Origin of the sequence: Candidatus Sphingomonas colombiensis (assembly GCA_029202845.1) — a bacterium.
Taxonomy (GTDB): Bacteria; Pseudomonadota; Alphaproteobacteria; order Sphingomonadales; family Sphingomonadaceae; genus Sphingomonas; species Sphingomonas colombiensis.
This window is the reverse complement of sequence record CP119315.1, coordinates 3,283,002-3,296,162: the sequence shown is the minus strand read 5'-3', so window position 1 is coordinate 3,296,162 and position 13,161 is coordinate 3,283,002. Positions and strand designations below refer to the sequence as shown.

13 protein-coding genes and 4 pseudogenes are annotated in these 13,161 nt (G+C 64.3%); 13 read left to right on the top strand and 4 right to left on the bottom strand.

Translation table 11 applies throughout. The features are described 5' to 3' along the window. Positions 1-25: 25 nt before the first annotated feature. Positions 26-961 carry a signal recognition particle-docking protein FtsY gene (gene ftsY / locus P0Y64_15940; GenBank protein ID WEK42821.1) on the bottom strand — a complete coding sequence of 312 codons (936 nt, stop codon included), beginning with the start codon at positions 959-961 and terminating at the stop codon, positions 26-28. Further along, complete coding sequence (locus tag P0Y64_15935) at positions 958-2,148, bottom strand: MiaB/RimO family radical SAM methylthiotransferase (protein WEK42820.1); 1,191 nt, start codon at positions 2,146-2,148, stop codon at positions 958-960. Before P0Y64_15935 ends, ftsY begins: the two co-directional genes overlap by 4 nt. Positions 2,149-2,163: 15 nt before the next feature. On the opposite strand from P0Y64_15935, the gene P0Y64_15930 reads away from it, so the two are divergent. Next, entirely contained in the window at positions 2,164-2,721 is a 558-nt protein-coding gene (locus P0Y64_15930; GenBank protein WEK42819.1) for a DUF924 domain-containing protein, read from the top strand. On the opposite strand, the gene P0Y64_15925 is transcribed toward P0Y64_15930, so the two are convergent. Beyond that, entirely contained in the window at positions 2,696-4,075 is a 1,380-nt protein-coding gene (locus P0Y64_15925; protein ID WEK42818.1) for an EAL domain-containing protein, read from the bottom strand. The genes P0Y64_15930 and P0Y64_15925 overlap by 26 nt on opposite strands. Before the next feature lie 260 nt (positions 4,076-4,335). Here P0Y64_15925 and ffh point away from each other — a divergent pair. The 5 genes and pseudogenes from ffh (at position 4,336) to rplS (ending at position 8,037) form a co-directional block, all read left to right on the top strand. Continuing rightward, positions 4,336-5,795, top strand: a pseudogene (gene ffh, locus P0Y64_15920) (signal recognition particle protein). 119 nt (positions 5,796-5,914) lie between these two features. Continuing rightward, positions 5,915-6,361 carry a 30S ribosomal protein S16 gene (gene rpsP / locus P0Y64_15915; GenBank protein WEK45086.1) on the top strand — a complete coding sequence of 149 codons (447 nt, stop codon included), beginning with the start codon at positions 5,915-5,917 and terminating at the stop codon, positions 6,359-6,361. A gap of 52 nt (positions 6,362-6,413) precedes the next feature. Further along, complete coding sequence (gene rimM, locus P0Y64_15910; GenBank protein ID WEK42817.1) at positions 6,414-6,908, top strand: ribosome maturation factor RimM; 495 nt, start codon at positions 6,414-6,416, stop codon at positions 6,906-6,908. 13 nt (positions 6,909-6,921) lie between these two features. Further along, on the top strand, positions 6,922-7,641 hold the full coding sequence (gene trmD, locus P0Y64_15905; GenBank protein ID WEK42816.1) for a tRNA (guanosine(37)-N1)-methyltransferase TrmD: 720 nt from the start codon (positions 6,922-6,924) through the stop codon (positions 7,639-7,641). 12 nt (positions 7,642-7,653) lie between these two features. Further along, positions 7,654-8,037, top strand: coding sequence for a 50S ribosomal protein L19 (rplS, locus tag P0Y64_15900; protein ID WEK42815.1), 384 nt, complete (start codon positions 7,654-7,656; stop codon positions 8,035-8,037). Between the two features lie 112 nt (positions 8,038-8,149). On the opposite strand, the gene P0Y64_15895 is transcribed toward rplS, so the two are convergent. Next, positions 8,150-8,548 (bottom strand): hypothetical protein, encoded by a 399-nt coding sequence (locus P0Y64_15895; GenBank protein ID WEK42814.1) that lies wholly within the window; start codon positions 8,546-8,548, stop codon positions 8,150-8,152. A gap of 148 nt (positions 8,549-8,696) precedes the next feature. Between P0Y64_15895 and P0Y64_15890 the strand changes: the two are divergent. The 7 genes and pseudogenes from P0Y64_15890 (at position 8,697) to P0Y64_15860 (ending at position 13,153) form a co-directional block, all read left to right on the top strand. Next, positions 8,697-10,885 (top strand): annotated as a pseudogene (locus P0Y64_15890) (DPP IV N-terminal domain-containing protein). 10 nt (positions 10,886-10,895) lie between these two features. Next, positions 10,896-11,612: an MgtC/SapB family protein gene (locus P0Y64_15885; GenBank protein ID WEK42813.1), complete on the top strand. Its 717-nt coding sequence runs from the start codon at positions 10,896-10,898 to the stop codon at positions 11,610-11,612. A gap of 60 nt (positions 11,613-11,672) precedes the next feature. Continuing rightward, positions 11,673-11,906, top strand: coding sequence for a hypothetical protein (locus P0Y64_15880; GenBank protein WEK42812.1), 234 nt, complete (start codon positions 11,673-11,675; stop codon positions 11,904-11,906). A 10-nt stretch (positions 11,907-11,916) separates the two neighbouring features. Next, positions 11,917-11,973, top strand: a pseudogene (locus P0Y64_15875) (hypothetical protein). Positions 11,974-12,085: 112 nt separating this feature from the next. Beyond that, a pseudogene (locus P0Y64_15870) lies at positions 12,086-12,283 on the top strand (Asd/ArgC dimerization domain-containing protein). Positions 12,284-12,411: 128 nt separating this feature from the next. Then, entirely contained in the window at positions 12,412-12,708 is a 297-nt protein-coding gene (locus P0Y64_15865) for an Asd/ArgC dimerization domain-containing protein (protein ID WEK45085.1), read from the top strand. 1 nt (position 12,709) lies between these two features. Next, positions 12,710-13,153 (top strand): GFA family protein, encoded by a 444-nt coding sequence (locus P0Y64_15860; protein ID WEK42811.1) that lies wholly within the window; start codon positions 12,710-12,712, stop codon positions 13,151-13,153. Positions 13,154-13,161: the final 8 nt, after the last annotated feature.

Sequence of the window (13,161 nt, the reverse complement as noted above, 5' to 3'; positions counted from 1 at the left end):
TCGGGATCGGCGCCCGATGAACCGGCTATTTCCGCTTGTCATCCACCCCGGCGATGATCCGGCTGACCTCATTGGCGTCGAAGGGGCGCAGGTCGGTCATGCCTTCGCCGACGCCGATCGCGTGGATCGGCAGCCGGTATCGCTCCGCCGCCGCGACCAGCACGCCGCCGCGCGCGGTGCCGTCCAGCTTGGTCATTACCAGTCCGGTGACGCCGGCAACCTCCTTGAACACCTCGATTTGCGACAGCGCATTCTGCCCGGTGGTGGCATCGAGCACCAGCACCACGTCATGCGGCGCCTGTGGGTTGAGCCGGCCAAGCACGCGGCGGATTTTCGCCAGCTCGTCCATCAACTCGCGCTTGTTCTGGAGCCGCCCGGCGGTGTCTACGATCAGCACGTCGATGCCGGTCGCCGTCGCCTGCTTCACCGCGTCCCACACCACCCCGGCGGCGTCGCCACCCTCCGGCCCGGTCACGATCGGCACGCCGACGCGCTCCGCCCAAGTGGCGAGCTGCCCGATGGCGGCGGCGCGGAACGTGTCGCCGGCGGCCAGCATCACGCCATAATCCTGTTCGAGGAACAGATGCGCCAACTTGGCGATGGTGGTCGTCTTGCCCGATCCATTGACCCCGATGACGAGGATCACCTGGGGCCGGGGAAAGGCGTCCACCTCCATCGGCTTGGCGACCTGCGCCAGCACCTTCTCAACCTCTTCGGCGACGACGAGGCGGATGCCGAGATCCTCCATATTGCGTTCGAAGCTGCCTTCGGCCAGTCGGGCCCGGATCTTGCCCGCCGTTTCCGGCCCGAGATCGGAAGCGATCAATGCCTCCTCGACCTCGTCGAGCGTCGCGTCGTCGAGCGGCGCCGTGCCGAGGCCGGTCAGATTGCCGATCAGCCGATCCGAAGTACGGCGAAATCCGCCGAGCAGCTTTTCATGCCAGGATGGATTGGAGCTCATATCGTTGTTCCGATGAGATGGTCGTCGGTCGCGCCGGTGACGCGCAGGGATAGGGTTTGCCCGATCGCGGGCGATGCGAGCGGATCCGCCACGCGAAGCTCGGCGAAACCGGGCGTGTGGCCGCGATCGCCGGGTTTTTCCAGCACGATCACTTGTTGAGAGCCGATCATGCCGGCGAGCCACGCGCGTTTTTGTCGCGCGGCCGCATCGCGCAGCCGGCCCGCTCGCTCTCGTACGAGTTCCGCCGTGACCTGCGGCATACGTGCGGCTGGGGTATTCGCGCGCGGGGAATAGGGGAACACATGCGCGTGGACGATCGCACAATCGTCGATCAGCGCCAGCGTATTGGCGAACATCGCCTCATCCTCGGTCGGGAAACCGGCGATGAGATCGGCGCCGATCGCGATATCGCGCTTCGCCTTCAGTCGCTCGATCATTCCGATCGCATCGGCGCGCAGATGGCGCCGCTTCATCCGCTTGAGGATCAGGTTATCCCCGGCCTGAAGCGACAGATGCAGATGCGGCATGACACGCGGCTCGGTGGTGATCAGATCGAACAGCCGCTCGTCGACCTCGATCGTGTCGAGCGACGAAAGCCGCAACCGGGGCAGCGCGGGCACGTCGAGCAGAATACGTTCCACCAAGCCGCCCAATGTTACCACACCATCGGCATAACTGGTGAGATCGACCCCCGTCAGCACCACCTCTTGTGTGCCGGCTTCCACCAGCGCGGCGATGCGCGTGACAACCGAGCCGGCGGGATCGCTGCGGCTCGGCCCACGTCCTGCGGGGATGGCGCAGAAGGTGCAGGCGTGATCGCAACCGTTCTGCACGCCGACGAACGCACGCGCATGAAGGCGCGCTGGCTGGCGATTCGGGAAAGCGCCCCATGTAGCGGGCAACAGTTTGGTCGAATTGCCGATCACTCGCGTCACGCCTGGCAGCTCGGCGAAGCTGGCCGAATCCATCTGCGCTGCGCAGCCAGTCGCGACGATCTCCGCCTCCGGGCGAGCGCGATGGGCGCGCCGGATCGCGGCGCGACTTTGCTTGACGGCCTCGTTGGTGACACCGCAGGTGTTGACCACAACCATGTCGCGCGCGCCGATCAGCCCACGGATCGTTTCGCTTTCGGCAAGGTTCAGGCGACACCCCAAGGTCACGACATCGGGTCGGGGCAGGGCGGTCATGAGGGCGATCTAGGGATGCGCGACGACGAAGTCCACGAAAAGGCCAGCGAGGTGCTTGAGTTCTGGTTCGGGCTGGCTCCGGAAATGCGTTTCGCAAAAGACGCCGCGCTCGATCAGGAGATCAAAGACCGTTTCGGTGCACTGCTGGACGTTGTGCTTGCGTCGGGGGCAAGTGGATGGGGCGACGGGCGCGATACGCTGCTTGCTGCGGTCATCCTGCTCGATCAATTTTCGCGCAATATCCATCGCGGCTCGGCGCAAGCCTTTGCAGCCGACCAACTGGCGCTGTCGCTAACCCTATCGGCGATCGAGCGCGGATGGGACGAACACCACAGCCCCGACGAACGTGCATTCCTCTATATTCCGCTGATGCATGCCGAGAGCGACGCGATGCACGCGTTGAGCGTGGAAAAATACACCGCGCTCGGGCTGGCGGAGCAGTTGCGCTTTGCCCGCGATCACGCGGCGGTGATCGCGCGGTTTGGCCGTTATCCCAGCCGCAATGTCGCGTTGGGGCGACGCTCCACCGCCGAGGAAGAAGAATATCTCAGCCAGCCAGGCGCCGGGTGGTGACGACGGCAGGGATCATGCGCCGTTCCGCCAGCATCCGACGCGTCTGCATAAGGCTCATCGGCTGACCGAACAGATAACCCTGACCGACAGCACACCCCATGGCGCGCATTCTGTCAGCGATCTGGGCCGTTTCGATGCCTTCCGCGATGATCGGCAGGTTGAGGCTTTCGCCCAGGCGCAAAATCGCTGCCGCGATCGAGGCGCGCGCGGGGTCTTCCATCACCTTGGTGACGATCGAGTGATCGATTTTGATCCGATCGAACGGCAGGGCGCGCAAATGGGTGAGGCTCGACACGCCGGTGCCGAAATCGTCGAGCGCGACGCGAACGCCCTGCGCCTTCAGGCTTTCGATGATCGAATGAGCAATGCCGTGTGGGTCCATCAAGGCCCCCTCGGTCAGTTCGATTTCCAGACGGGCGGGCGGATAGCCCAATTCGGTCAGCAGCCGGATTACCTTTTGTGCCAGCCACGGGTCGCGCAACTGCGACACCGCGAAGTTCACCGCCAAAACCAGACGACCGTCCCAGTCGCGCGCGGCGAGCAGCGCCTGACGCATGACCGACAGGGTGAGATCCGATATCGCGCTGCTTTCCTGAGCGATATCAAGAAAATGCGCAGGGGTGATAATGCCGTGGACAGGATGCTCCCACCGCGCGAGCACTTCGAATCCGAGCAGTTCGCCGGTATGAAGATCGATCACCGGCTCGAAATATGGTGCGATCGCGCCGCTTTCGATCGCTTCGGGGAGGCTGTGGGCGATCGTATTCCGCGCGCGTTGCCGCACGGCCATTTCCTCGGTGAACCACAGCGAGCGGATGCCATCCGATCGTGCGACGCCGGCGGCCGTGCCCGCGGCTTCCAGCAGCCGGTCGATCGACCCGCCGTCGCGATCCGATCGCGCCAGTCCGATCGTCGCGGTTCGTGCAGCGCTATCGTCGTGCTGGGCGAGCAGCAATGCCAGCCGCCCCGCAACCTGATCTGCCGCCTCGGGCGCATAGGGGTCGACCATTACGATACACGCGAATTGCGTCGGCTGGACCATGCCGACGAGCATCTCGCCCGGCAGCGTCGCGGCGATCGATGGGGCAAGCTCCCCCATTTTTCCGACGGGAGCTTGGGGCCCAACGTCGATCAGGATTATCGCGGCGGCGCGCTGGCCAGCGCGGGAGAGCAATTGCTCCCCACCTTCAAGAAAGCCCTGGCGATTGGCTAACCCGCTGGCGGCATCGCGCGGGATCGCCCGCTGAAGGCGGGCGGCCGGTGTCGCCGCGCGATGGCGCGCGTGGCCCCAGAGCAAGAACATGACGGTGAACACGAAAACGCTCGACAGCGCTATAACGACGAGCATTTCCATCGATGATCTTTTCCCTCCCGTACGGCACTGCTGGTATGTGGCAGGCCAGGGTGTAGAAGCGGTTAAGCTCGGGCGACTTGCCTCCGCGCATGCTTTCCTTTAGTGGACGCGCCACGTTCCGACGTTGAACGCTAAAGAAAAGTGCCCATGTGGCACACGCTGGCCGGCGAGTTTTCGCCCGCCGGCGCTTTTTCGTTTGGGGTCGGCACTCCACTGCGGCTGTTGTCGTTGGTGGGCAGAATGAATTGGAGTGAATGTCCATGTTCGACAGTCTGTCCGATCGCCTTGGCGGCGTCTTCGACAAGCTGCGCGGGCGTGGTGCGCTCAAGGAGCAGGACGTCCTCGATGCCATGCGCGAAGTGCGCATCGCGCTGCTCGAGGCAGATGTCGCGCTCCCCGTGGTGCGCCGCTTCATCGACCAGGTCACCGAGAAGGCGATCGGCGAGACGGTGCTGCGTTCGGTCACGCCGGGCCAGCAGGTCGTCAAGATCGTCAACGATGCGCTGATCGAGACGCTGGGCGGCGAGGATACCCCCGGTCTCGACCTTGAGGCGGTGCCGCCGATCGTCATCATGATGGTCGGCCTGCAGGGCTCGGGCAAGACCACCAGCACCGCCAAGATCGCCAAGCTTCTCAAGGAGAAGCAGGGCAAGAAGGTCATGATGGCCTCGCTGGACGTCAACCGTCCGGCGGCGCAGGAGCAGCTCAAGGTGCTGGGCGAGCAGGTGTCGGTCGCGACCCTGCCGATCATCGCCGGCCAGCAGCCGACCGAGATCGCCACCCGCGCCATGCAGGCCGCCCGCCTGCAGGCGGTGGACGTGCTGCTGCTCGACACCGCGGGCCGTCTCCACGTCGACCAGCAGCTCATGGACGAGATGAAGGCGGTCGCCCAGATCTCGACCCCGCGCGAGACGCTGCTCGTCGTCGATTCGCTGACCGGCCAGGACGCGGTCAACGTCGCGCAGTCGTTCGCGGGCCAGGTCGATCTCACCGGCGTCGTGCTCACCCGCATGGACGGCGATGCGCGCGGTGGTGCGGCGCTGTCGATGCGCGCGGTCACCGGCAAGCCGATCAAGTTCGCGGGCACCGGCGAGAAGATGGAGGCCCTCGAGGTCTTCCACCCCAGCCGCGTCGCCGGCCGCATCCTCGGCATGGGCGACGTGGTGTCGCTGGTCGAGCAGCGCGGCGGAGGCGGTCCAGGTCAGGAGGACGCCGAAGCGCATCGCCAAGCGCATGGCACGCCAAGGGGCAAGTTCGACATGAACGACCTGCGCAGGCAGCTCGCGGCAGATGCAGAGCATGGGCGGGCTCGGCGCGCTGGCGGGCATGATGCCTGGCATGAAGAAGGCGCAAGGCGGCGATGCAGGCCTCGGCGCATGGACGACCGACGATGCTGCTGCGCATGGACGCGATGATCGGTTCGATGACGCCCAAGGAGCGCGCGAAGCCCGAGCTGATCAACGCCAAGCGCAAGATCCGCATCGCCAAGGGCAGCGGCACGACCGTCCAGGACGTCAACAAGCTGCTGAAGATGCACAGGAAATGTCCACCGCGATGAAGCGCATCAAGAAGATGGGCGGCCTCAAGGGGATGATGGCGATGCTCGGCAAGGGCGGCCTGGGCGGGCTGGGCAATGCGCTCGGCTGGCCCGGACCTTGGCGACATGCTGGGCAAGGCCGGGGGCAGTCTGCCGGGCCTGCCGGGCGGCGCTGGCGGGTGACCGCCGGGGTTCGGCAAGTTCGGAAAGAAGTGATCCCCCGCCATCCTGGCGAGGAATTGAATGACAACCAGAAAGTCCCGGCGCTTGGCCGGATGACGTTTGAAGGAAAAGTACTAGCAATGGCACTCAGCATTCGCCTTTCGCGCGGCGGTTCCAAGAAGCGCCCGTATTACCGCATCATCGTGGCTGACGCGCGCAGCCCGCGTGACGGCAAGTTCATCGAGAAGATCGGCAACTACAACCCGCTCCTCAAGAAGGACGACGAGAAGCGCGTTGTGCTTGACGTTGAGCGTGCGAAGCATTGGCTGGGCGTCGGCGCGCAGCCGACCGACCGCGTCGCGCGTTTCCTCGATGCAGCCGGCGTGCGTGAGCGCGCGGCGCGCAACAACCCGAACAAGGCCGAGCCGGGCGAGAAGGCCAAGGAGCGCGCCGAGGAGCGTGCCGAGAAGCTGAAGGCAGCGCAGGAAGCGGAAGCTGAAGCGGTTGTCGCGGCTGAGGTCGAGGCTGCCACCGAAGAGCCGACGGCGGAGGCCGAGCAGGTCGCCGAGGCGACTTCCGAGCAGTGAGATCCATGGGGATCGCGTGCCACAGCGCACGCGATCCCTGTGATCGCCGACGATGAGCGAGAGCCAGAAAGCTACCGGCCCGGGTGTCGTGCTTGCCGTGATTATCGGCGCGCACGGTGTGACGGGAGAGGTGCGCCTCAAGGTGTTCGCTGAGGATATCGGCGCGCACCGCAGCTTCAACGGTGGCACTCTGACGTTGAAGTCGCTGCGCCACGGGTCGAACGGCGCGATCGCGCGTTTCGCCGAGATCTCCGATCGCAATCGCGCAGAAACCTTGCGTGGGACGGAGCTTTCCGTGCCGCGTTCGGCGTTGCCGCCATTGGGCGAGGGCGAATATTATCATTGTGACCTGATCGGTCTCGCGGCGTTTTCCGCTGATGGCGAACCGCTCGGGCGCGTGGTGATGATCGAGAATTTCGGTGCCGGCGACGTGATCGAGATCGAACGCGACAACGGTAAGACATTCATGGTGCCGATGCGCCCTGATGCCGTGCCGTCATGGGATGCCGAACGGCTGGTGGTCGAGCCTGCCTTCGTGGTGGTCTGACGGCGAGTCGCCGATGACCTTTGCTGCCACCATCCTGACGCTTTACCCGGAGATGTTCCCCGGGCCGCTCGGTCTGTCGCTCGCCGGGCGGGCGCTGGCGGAGGGCCGCTGGTCGCTCGACGCGCTCAACATTCGCGATTTCGCGACCGACAAGCACCGCTCGGTCGACGATACGCCGGCGGGCGGTGGCGCGGGCATGGTGCTGCGCGCGGACGTAGTGGCGCGTGCGGTCGATCAGGCCATGGACGATCGACCGGTGCTGGCGATGACCCCGCGCGGGAAACCGCTGACGCAGGATCGGGTGCGTGCGCTCGCTGCCGGGCCGGGGGCGGTCATTCTGTGCGGCCGGTTCGAGGGCTTCGATGAGCGCTTGTTCCAAGCGCGCGAGATCGAGGAAGTCTCGATCGGCGACTATGTGCTGTCGGGCGGAGAGATGGGCGCGCTGGTCCTGCTCGATGCTTGCGTTCGGCTGCTTCCGGGCGTAATGGGCGCCCCTTCAAGTGGAGACGAGGAAAGCTTCGAAAGCGGCCTTCTTGAATATCCGCATTATACCCGACCTTATGAATGGGAAGGGCGCACGATCCCCGAAGTGCTGCGATCGGGGGATCATGCGAAGATCGCTGCCTGGCGGAAACAACGGGCAGAAGATGATACACGGCTAAGGCGGCCGGACCTTTGGGAACGTCATACCGGCGTTCGGGTCAACCGCCCTCTGGCGCGCGGCGAGGACTGAGGAAGTCACGATATGAACCTGATCCAGCAGCTCGAAGCCGAGCAGATCGAGAAGCTGACCGCGAAGCGCGCGATCCCTGAATTCCGCCCCGGCGATACGCTGAAGGTTGGCGTGAAGGTGATCGAAGGCGAGCGCACCCGCGTCCAGAACTACGAAGGCGTGTGCATCGCGCGTTCGAACAAGGGCATGGGTTCCAGCTTCACCGTTCGTAAGCTTTCGTTCGGTGAGGGCGTGGAGCGCGTGTTCCCGCTGTATTCGCCGAACATCGATTCGATCGAGGTGGTGCGCAAGGGCGCGGTCCGTCGTGCCAAGCTGTATTACCTGCGTGGTCGTACCGGCAAGGCGGCTCGTATCGCCGAGCGCCGCGACAATCGTCCGGCCGCTGCGGCCGAGTGATCGCCACTCAGTGCTAAAGCGTCAGGGGCGCGGACGGGAAGCTGTCCGCGCCCCTTTCTCGTTCTGGCGGACTAAAACGATGGTGATCGGCAATCCGCTTTGCCAAAATCCGTCAATCGTAAGGTGGCTTATCCTCGACGCTGATGTCGGTGAATGTGGCATTCCTGCTGATGACCGGCCGTGACCGGCCGCGCGAGCAAACCTGCTGAATCGCGCGCACGCCAGCGGCGTCGCCAGGTTGTTCGATCAGCACTACGCCATCGGCAACGCTGAACCGCCGGATCCCATCGCCATCGTTGCCATCCACCGTGCCGCAGACAATATTCTTCCCGACCAGATTTATCGATACGAACTGCGACGTCCTGCCGCCAATCTCGCCTCGAAGGCTTCCTATGCCCTTGCGAACGGTGATTATCATGGCCTTTTGCCGTTGTTCGGCCGCCGCCTCTTCCTGGCTTGAGCAGGCCGAACAGGCGAGCAAAAGGGTCGCTATAATGATGGTGTTACGCATTCCCGCCGCATAGCACGCTCATCGAGATTTGCTGCTTCTCGCGATGGCAGCTTGTTTTTTCCGGCGCGACGGGCTTTCCCGTTGCGGTTCGACGGAGAAAGAAATGCGCGCATGGTTGCCAGCGATTACCCTTGCCTGTTCCACCGCCATGGTTGCGATCCCCGCCGTGGCTGAGCGCGCTCCCGCAACCAGCGCGCTGACGCTCGAGCGCATCTTCGCCAGCCCCGATCTTTCGGGACCGCAGCCGCAGGCGCTTCGTCTTTCCCCCGATGGCAGTCTGCTCACGCTGGTGCGCAATCGCGCCGACGAGCGCAGTCGTTATGATCTGTGGGCGATCGACGCCCGCACCGGCGCGGAGCGGATGCTGCTGGATTCGCGCAAGATCGGCAGCGGCGCTGCCTTGTCCGAAGCGGAGAAGATGCAGCGCGAACGCGATCGCTCCAAGACCGGCAAGACCGGAATCCTCGATTATGACTGGGCGCCGGATGGCCGCTCGCTGCTGGTGCCGATTGATGGCGAACTATTCCTCGCCGGGCTCGACGGCAACGCGCGTCGGATCGAAGGGACGAAAGGCGCGCTCAATCCGGTGATTTCGCCGCGCGGTGGGTTCCTGAGCTTCGTGCGTGATCAGAATTTGTGGGTGCAGCCGCTTGCTGGCGGCGCAGCGCGGGCGCTGACCAGTGGAGGCGGCGGCACCGTTCATTTCGGCGAGGCGGAGTTCGTCGCGCAGGAGGAAATGGACCGCCGCACCGGCTATTGGTGGTCACCGGATGATAGCCGCATCGCGGTCGAGCGGTTCGACGAGGCACCGGTCAAGATCTTCACCCGCGCGGCGATCGGCGCGTCGGGCACGAGCGTTTATCAACAGCGCTATCCCGCCGCCGGCACCCCCAATGTCCTGGTGGAATTGTGGGTGATGCGTGCCGACGGCTCGGGCCAGGTGAAGGTCGATCTCGGCAACGATCCGGATATCTACCTCGCCCGCGTCAACTGGGTGCCGGATGGATCGGCGTTGCTCGTCCAGCGCGAAAGCCGCGATCAACGTACGCTGGATATGCTGCGCGTCGATCCCGTCACCGGCAAGGCAACGGTGATATTTACCGAGAAAACGGGCGAAAAAAGCTGGATCAATCTGACCAACGCCTATCGCGCGATGCCCGATGGCAGCCTGATCTGGCGTTCGGAGCGGAGCGGATTCGCACATCTATATCGTTGGAAGGCGGGCAAATGGACCCAGCTTACCAGGGGCGATTGGGTGGTGAACTCGCTGATCGGGGTGGATGATGCCTCCGGGCGGATTTTCTTCACCGGCAATCGCGATGGCGTGCTTGAGCAGCATCTTTATGCGCTCGACAGCAAAACCCATGATATCGTGCGGTTGACGGAAACGGGCTGGTGGAATTCGGCCAGCGCGGATGCGACCGGCTCACGTTTCATCATCACGCGCTCCAACGCCGATCAGCCGCCGCAGACCTATCTCGCCGATGCGACAGGCAAGCGGCTGTCGTGGATCAACGAGAATGCGGTCGCGGCGGGGCATCCCTATGCGCCCTATCTGGCGGCGCAGCGCCCGACTGAATTCGGTACGCTCAAGGCGACCCGACGGCACTATTCTGCATTGGAAGATGATCACCCCGCCGCTCGAACCGGGGCGGAAATATCCGGTGTTCTTCCAGCATTATGGCGGCCCGAGCAGCCAGACCGGTGTCGCGCGCGTGGAACCGCGCCGCTGATGCAATATCTCGCACAGCAGGGGTGGATCGTCTTCCAGCTCGATAATCGCGGCTCGCCCAATCGCGGCAAGAAGTTCGAAGATGCGATCTGGCATGCAATGGGCAGCGGTGGAGGTCGACGATCAGCTCGCCGGCGCGCGCTATCTGAAGTCGCTGCCCTTTGTGGACGGGGGGAAGATCGCCACTTATGGCTGGTCTTATGGTGGCTATATGTCGCTGAAGATGCTGCAAAAGAACCCCGGCGTTTGACGCGGCTGCTGTGTCAGGTGCGCGCCGGTCACCGACTGGTCGCTATACGACACCCATTATACCGAGCGCTACATGGGCGACCGCCACGAAGGACGCGGCGGCTTATGCCGCGTCTAGCGCGTTGCCGGATGCCACCAAGATCCGCGATCCGCTGCTCATCATGCACGGTATGGCGGACGACAATGTGTTCCTCGACAACACCACCGCCTTTGCCGCGACGCTGCAAGCCGCGGACATGAAGTTCGAGATGATGCTCTATCCCGGCAAGACGCATGGTGCGGTGCGCGACGTGCATCCGTGGACGACGATGCTCGATTTCCTCGATCGCACCGTCAAGAACAAGCCGGCGCAATAAGAGGCGGGCGATGCGGTTTCTGACCACCTTTCACCTGTGGCCGTTTCTCGACACGCTGGTCAGCTATTTGGCTGCGTTCGTGCTCGGCACGCTGATCGGGGCGGAGCGGCAATATCGCCAGCGTACCGCCGGCCTGCGCACCAACGCGCTGGTGGCGATCGGCGCTGCGGCGTTCACCGATCTCGGGCAGAGGTTGGGCGGCGACGTCGAATCGATCCGTATCATCGCTTATGTGGTGTCTGGCATCGGTTTCCTCGGTGCCGGCGTCATCATGAAAGAGGGGATGAACGTTCGCGGGTTGAATACCGCGGCGACCCTGTGGTGCTCGGCGGCGGTTGGTGCGATCGCGGGCAGCGACATGCTGGCGGAGGCAACGCTGCTCGCGGTGCTGGTGATCGTGGCCAACACGCTGCTGCGGCCGATCGTCGACGCGATCAACCGTATCCCGCTGGAGGGCCGCAGCCTGGAGGCGACCTATTCGGTGACGATCACGGGCTCGGCCACGCAGGGCGGCCCGCTGGGCGACGTGCTGGTCGAGCATCTGGAGGCGCAGTCCTTGCCGGTCGCGGAACTGGATGTGGAGGAGCGCGGCGAGGGGCGCGTCGATATTGTCGCGACGCTGGTCAGCACCAATGTTCCCTCAGCGGAGCTGGATGCGATCGTTGATCATCTGGCGACCGTTCATGGCATCGCGCATGCGACATGGCAGGCGCGAACGCACGATTAGAATAAGGTTGATGCGGTCGGCGCAATGACTGTAATGCCGCGTCGCAGCAAGGAGTGAGTCATGGGTTATCGGGTGGTGGTCGCGGGCGCGACGGGCAACGTCGGGCGCGAGATGGTGAACATCCTCGCCGAGCGCGAATTCCCGGCGGACGAGATCGCATTGGTCCTCGCAAGCGCGCGCTCGACGGGCGACCAGGTCGAATACGGCGAGACCGGCAAGAAGCTCACCGTGAAGAACATCGAGCATTTCGATCCGACCGGCTGGGATATCGCCTCTGTTCGCGATCGGGAGTGAAGCGACCAAAATTTACGCCCCCAAATTCGCCGCCGCCGGCTGCACGGTGATCGACAATTCGTCGCTCTACCGCATGGACCCGGACGTGCCGCTGATCGTGCCTGAGGTGAACCCGGAGGCGATCGATGGCTATAAGCAAGAAGAACATCATCGCCAACCCGAACTGCTCGACCGCGCAGATGGTTGTGGCGCTCAAGCCGCTGCACGACGCGGCGACGATCAAGCGCGTGGTGGTGGCGACCTATCAATCGGTCTCCGGCGCGGGCAAGGCGGGCATGGACGAGCTGTTCGAGCAGAGCCGGAACATCTTCGTCGGCGATCCGGCAGAAGCGAAGAAGTTCACCAAGCAGATCGCCTTCAACGTGATCCCGCACATCGACAGCTTCCTGGACGACGGTTCCACCAAGGAAGAGTGGAAGATGGTCGTCGGAGACCAAGAAGATCCTCGATCCCAAGATCAAGGTGACCGCGACTTGCGTGCGCGTGCCGGTGTTCGTCGGCCACTCTGAGGCGCTCAACATCGAGTTCGAGAACGAGATGTCGGCTGAGCAAGCGCAGAGACATCCTGCGCGAGGCGCCGGGCGTGATGCTGGTCGATAAGCGCGAGGACGGCGGTTACGTCACCCCGATCGAATGCGTCGGCGATTATGCGACCTTCATCAGCCGCGTGCGCGAGGATTCGACCGTCGACAACGGCCTGTCGCTGTGGTGCGTCAGCGACAATCTCCGCAAGGGGGCGGCGCTCAACGCGGTGCAGATCGCGGAACTGCTCGGCCGGCGGCATCTGAAGAAGGCCGCATGATATGACGATCACCGGCGGCTGTCGCTGCGGGGCCTGCCGTTACGAGCTGGCTCTGGACGTGCTGCCGCCGGTTTATGCCTGTCATTGCCACATCTGCCAGCGCGCATCGGGAAGCGCGTTCAGCGTTCAGGCGCTGGTGGGTGAGGACAAGCTGGGGGTGACCGGGCCGGTCATCGTTCACGAGATCACGACCGAGGATCGCACGTCGGTCCAGCGCATTTGCGGCACCTGCCATGCGCGGCTCTATGGAACGGACCAACACGCGCCGACCCGGCGTCGCGGTGGTTCGCGCGGGCACCCTCGATCGCTCGCGAAGAGCTGGAGTGCCGCGCGCGATATCTGGGTCACCAACTACAAACAGGGATGGGTGAGCATCCCCGAACGCGTGCCGCAATGGCCGGAAATGGCGCCGATGGCGGAGTTCGTGGCGGCGCTCTCCAGTTGAGGGCCATT

What these genes read in the sequence shown, in the direction of transcription:
- ftsY (WEK42821.1), bottom strand. Translation starts at nt 961, where the DNA reads ATGAGCTCCAATCCATCCTGGCATGAAAAGCTGCTCGGCGGATTTCGC.
- P0Y64_15935 (WEK42820.1), bottom strand. Translation starts at nt 2,148, where the DNA reads ATGACCGCCCTGCCCCGACCCGATGTCGTGACCTTGGGGTGTCGCCTG.
- P0Y64_15930 (WEK42819.1), top strand. Translation starts at nt 2,164, where the DNA reads ATGCGCGACGACGAAGTCCACGAAAAGGCCAGCGAGGTGCTTGAGTTC.
- P0Y64_15925 (WEK42818.1), bottom strand. Translation starts at nt 4,075, where the DNA reads ATGGAAATGCTCGTCGTTATAGCGCTGTCGAGCGTTTTCGTGTTCACC.
- rpsP (WEK45086.1), top strand. Translation starts at nt 5,915, where the DNA reads ATGGCACTCAGCATTCGCCTTTCGCGCGGCGGTTCCAAGAAGCGCCCG.
- rimM (WEK42817.1), top strand. Translation starts at nt 6,414, where the DNA reads ATGAGCGAGAGCCAGAAAGCTACCGGCCCGGGTGTCGTGCTTGCCGTG.
- trmD (WEK42816.1), top strand. Translation starts at nt 6,922, where the DNA reads ATGACCTTTGCTGCCACCATCCTGACGCTTTACCCGGAGATGTTCCCC.
- rplS (WEK42815.1), top strand. Translation starts at nt 7,654, where the DNA reads ATGAACCTGATCCAGCAGCTCGAAGCCGAGCAGATCGAGAAGCTGACC.
- P0Y64_15895 (WEK42814.1), bottom strand. Translation starts at nt 8,548, where the DNA reads ATGCGTAACACCATCATTATAGCGACCCTTTTGCTCGCCTGTTCGGCC.
- P0Y64_15885 (WEK42813.1), top strand. Translation starts at nt 10,896, where the DNA reads ATGCGGTTTCTGACCACCTTTCACCTGTGGCCGTTTCTCGACACGCTG.
- P0Y64_15880 (WEK42812.1), top strand. Translation starts at nt 11,673, where the DNA reads ATGGGTTATCGGGTGGTGGTCGCGGGCGCGACGGGCAACGTCGGGCGC.
- P0Y64_15860 (WEK42811.1), top strand. Translation starts at nt 12,710, where the DNA reads ATGACGATCACCGGCGGCTGTCGCTGCGGGGCCTGCCGTTACGAGCTG.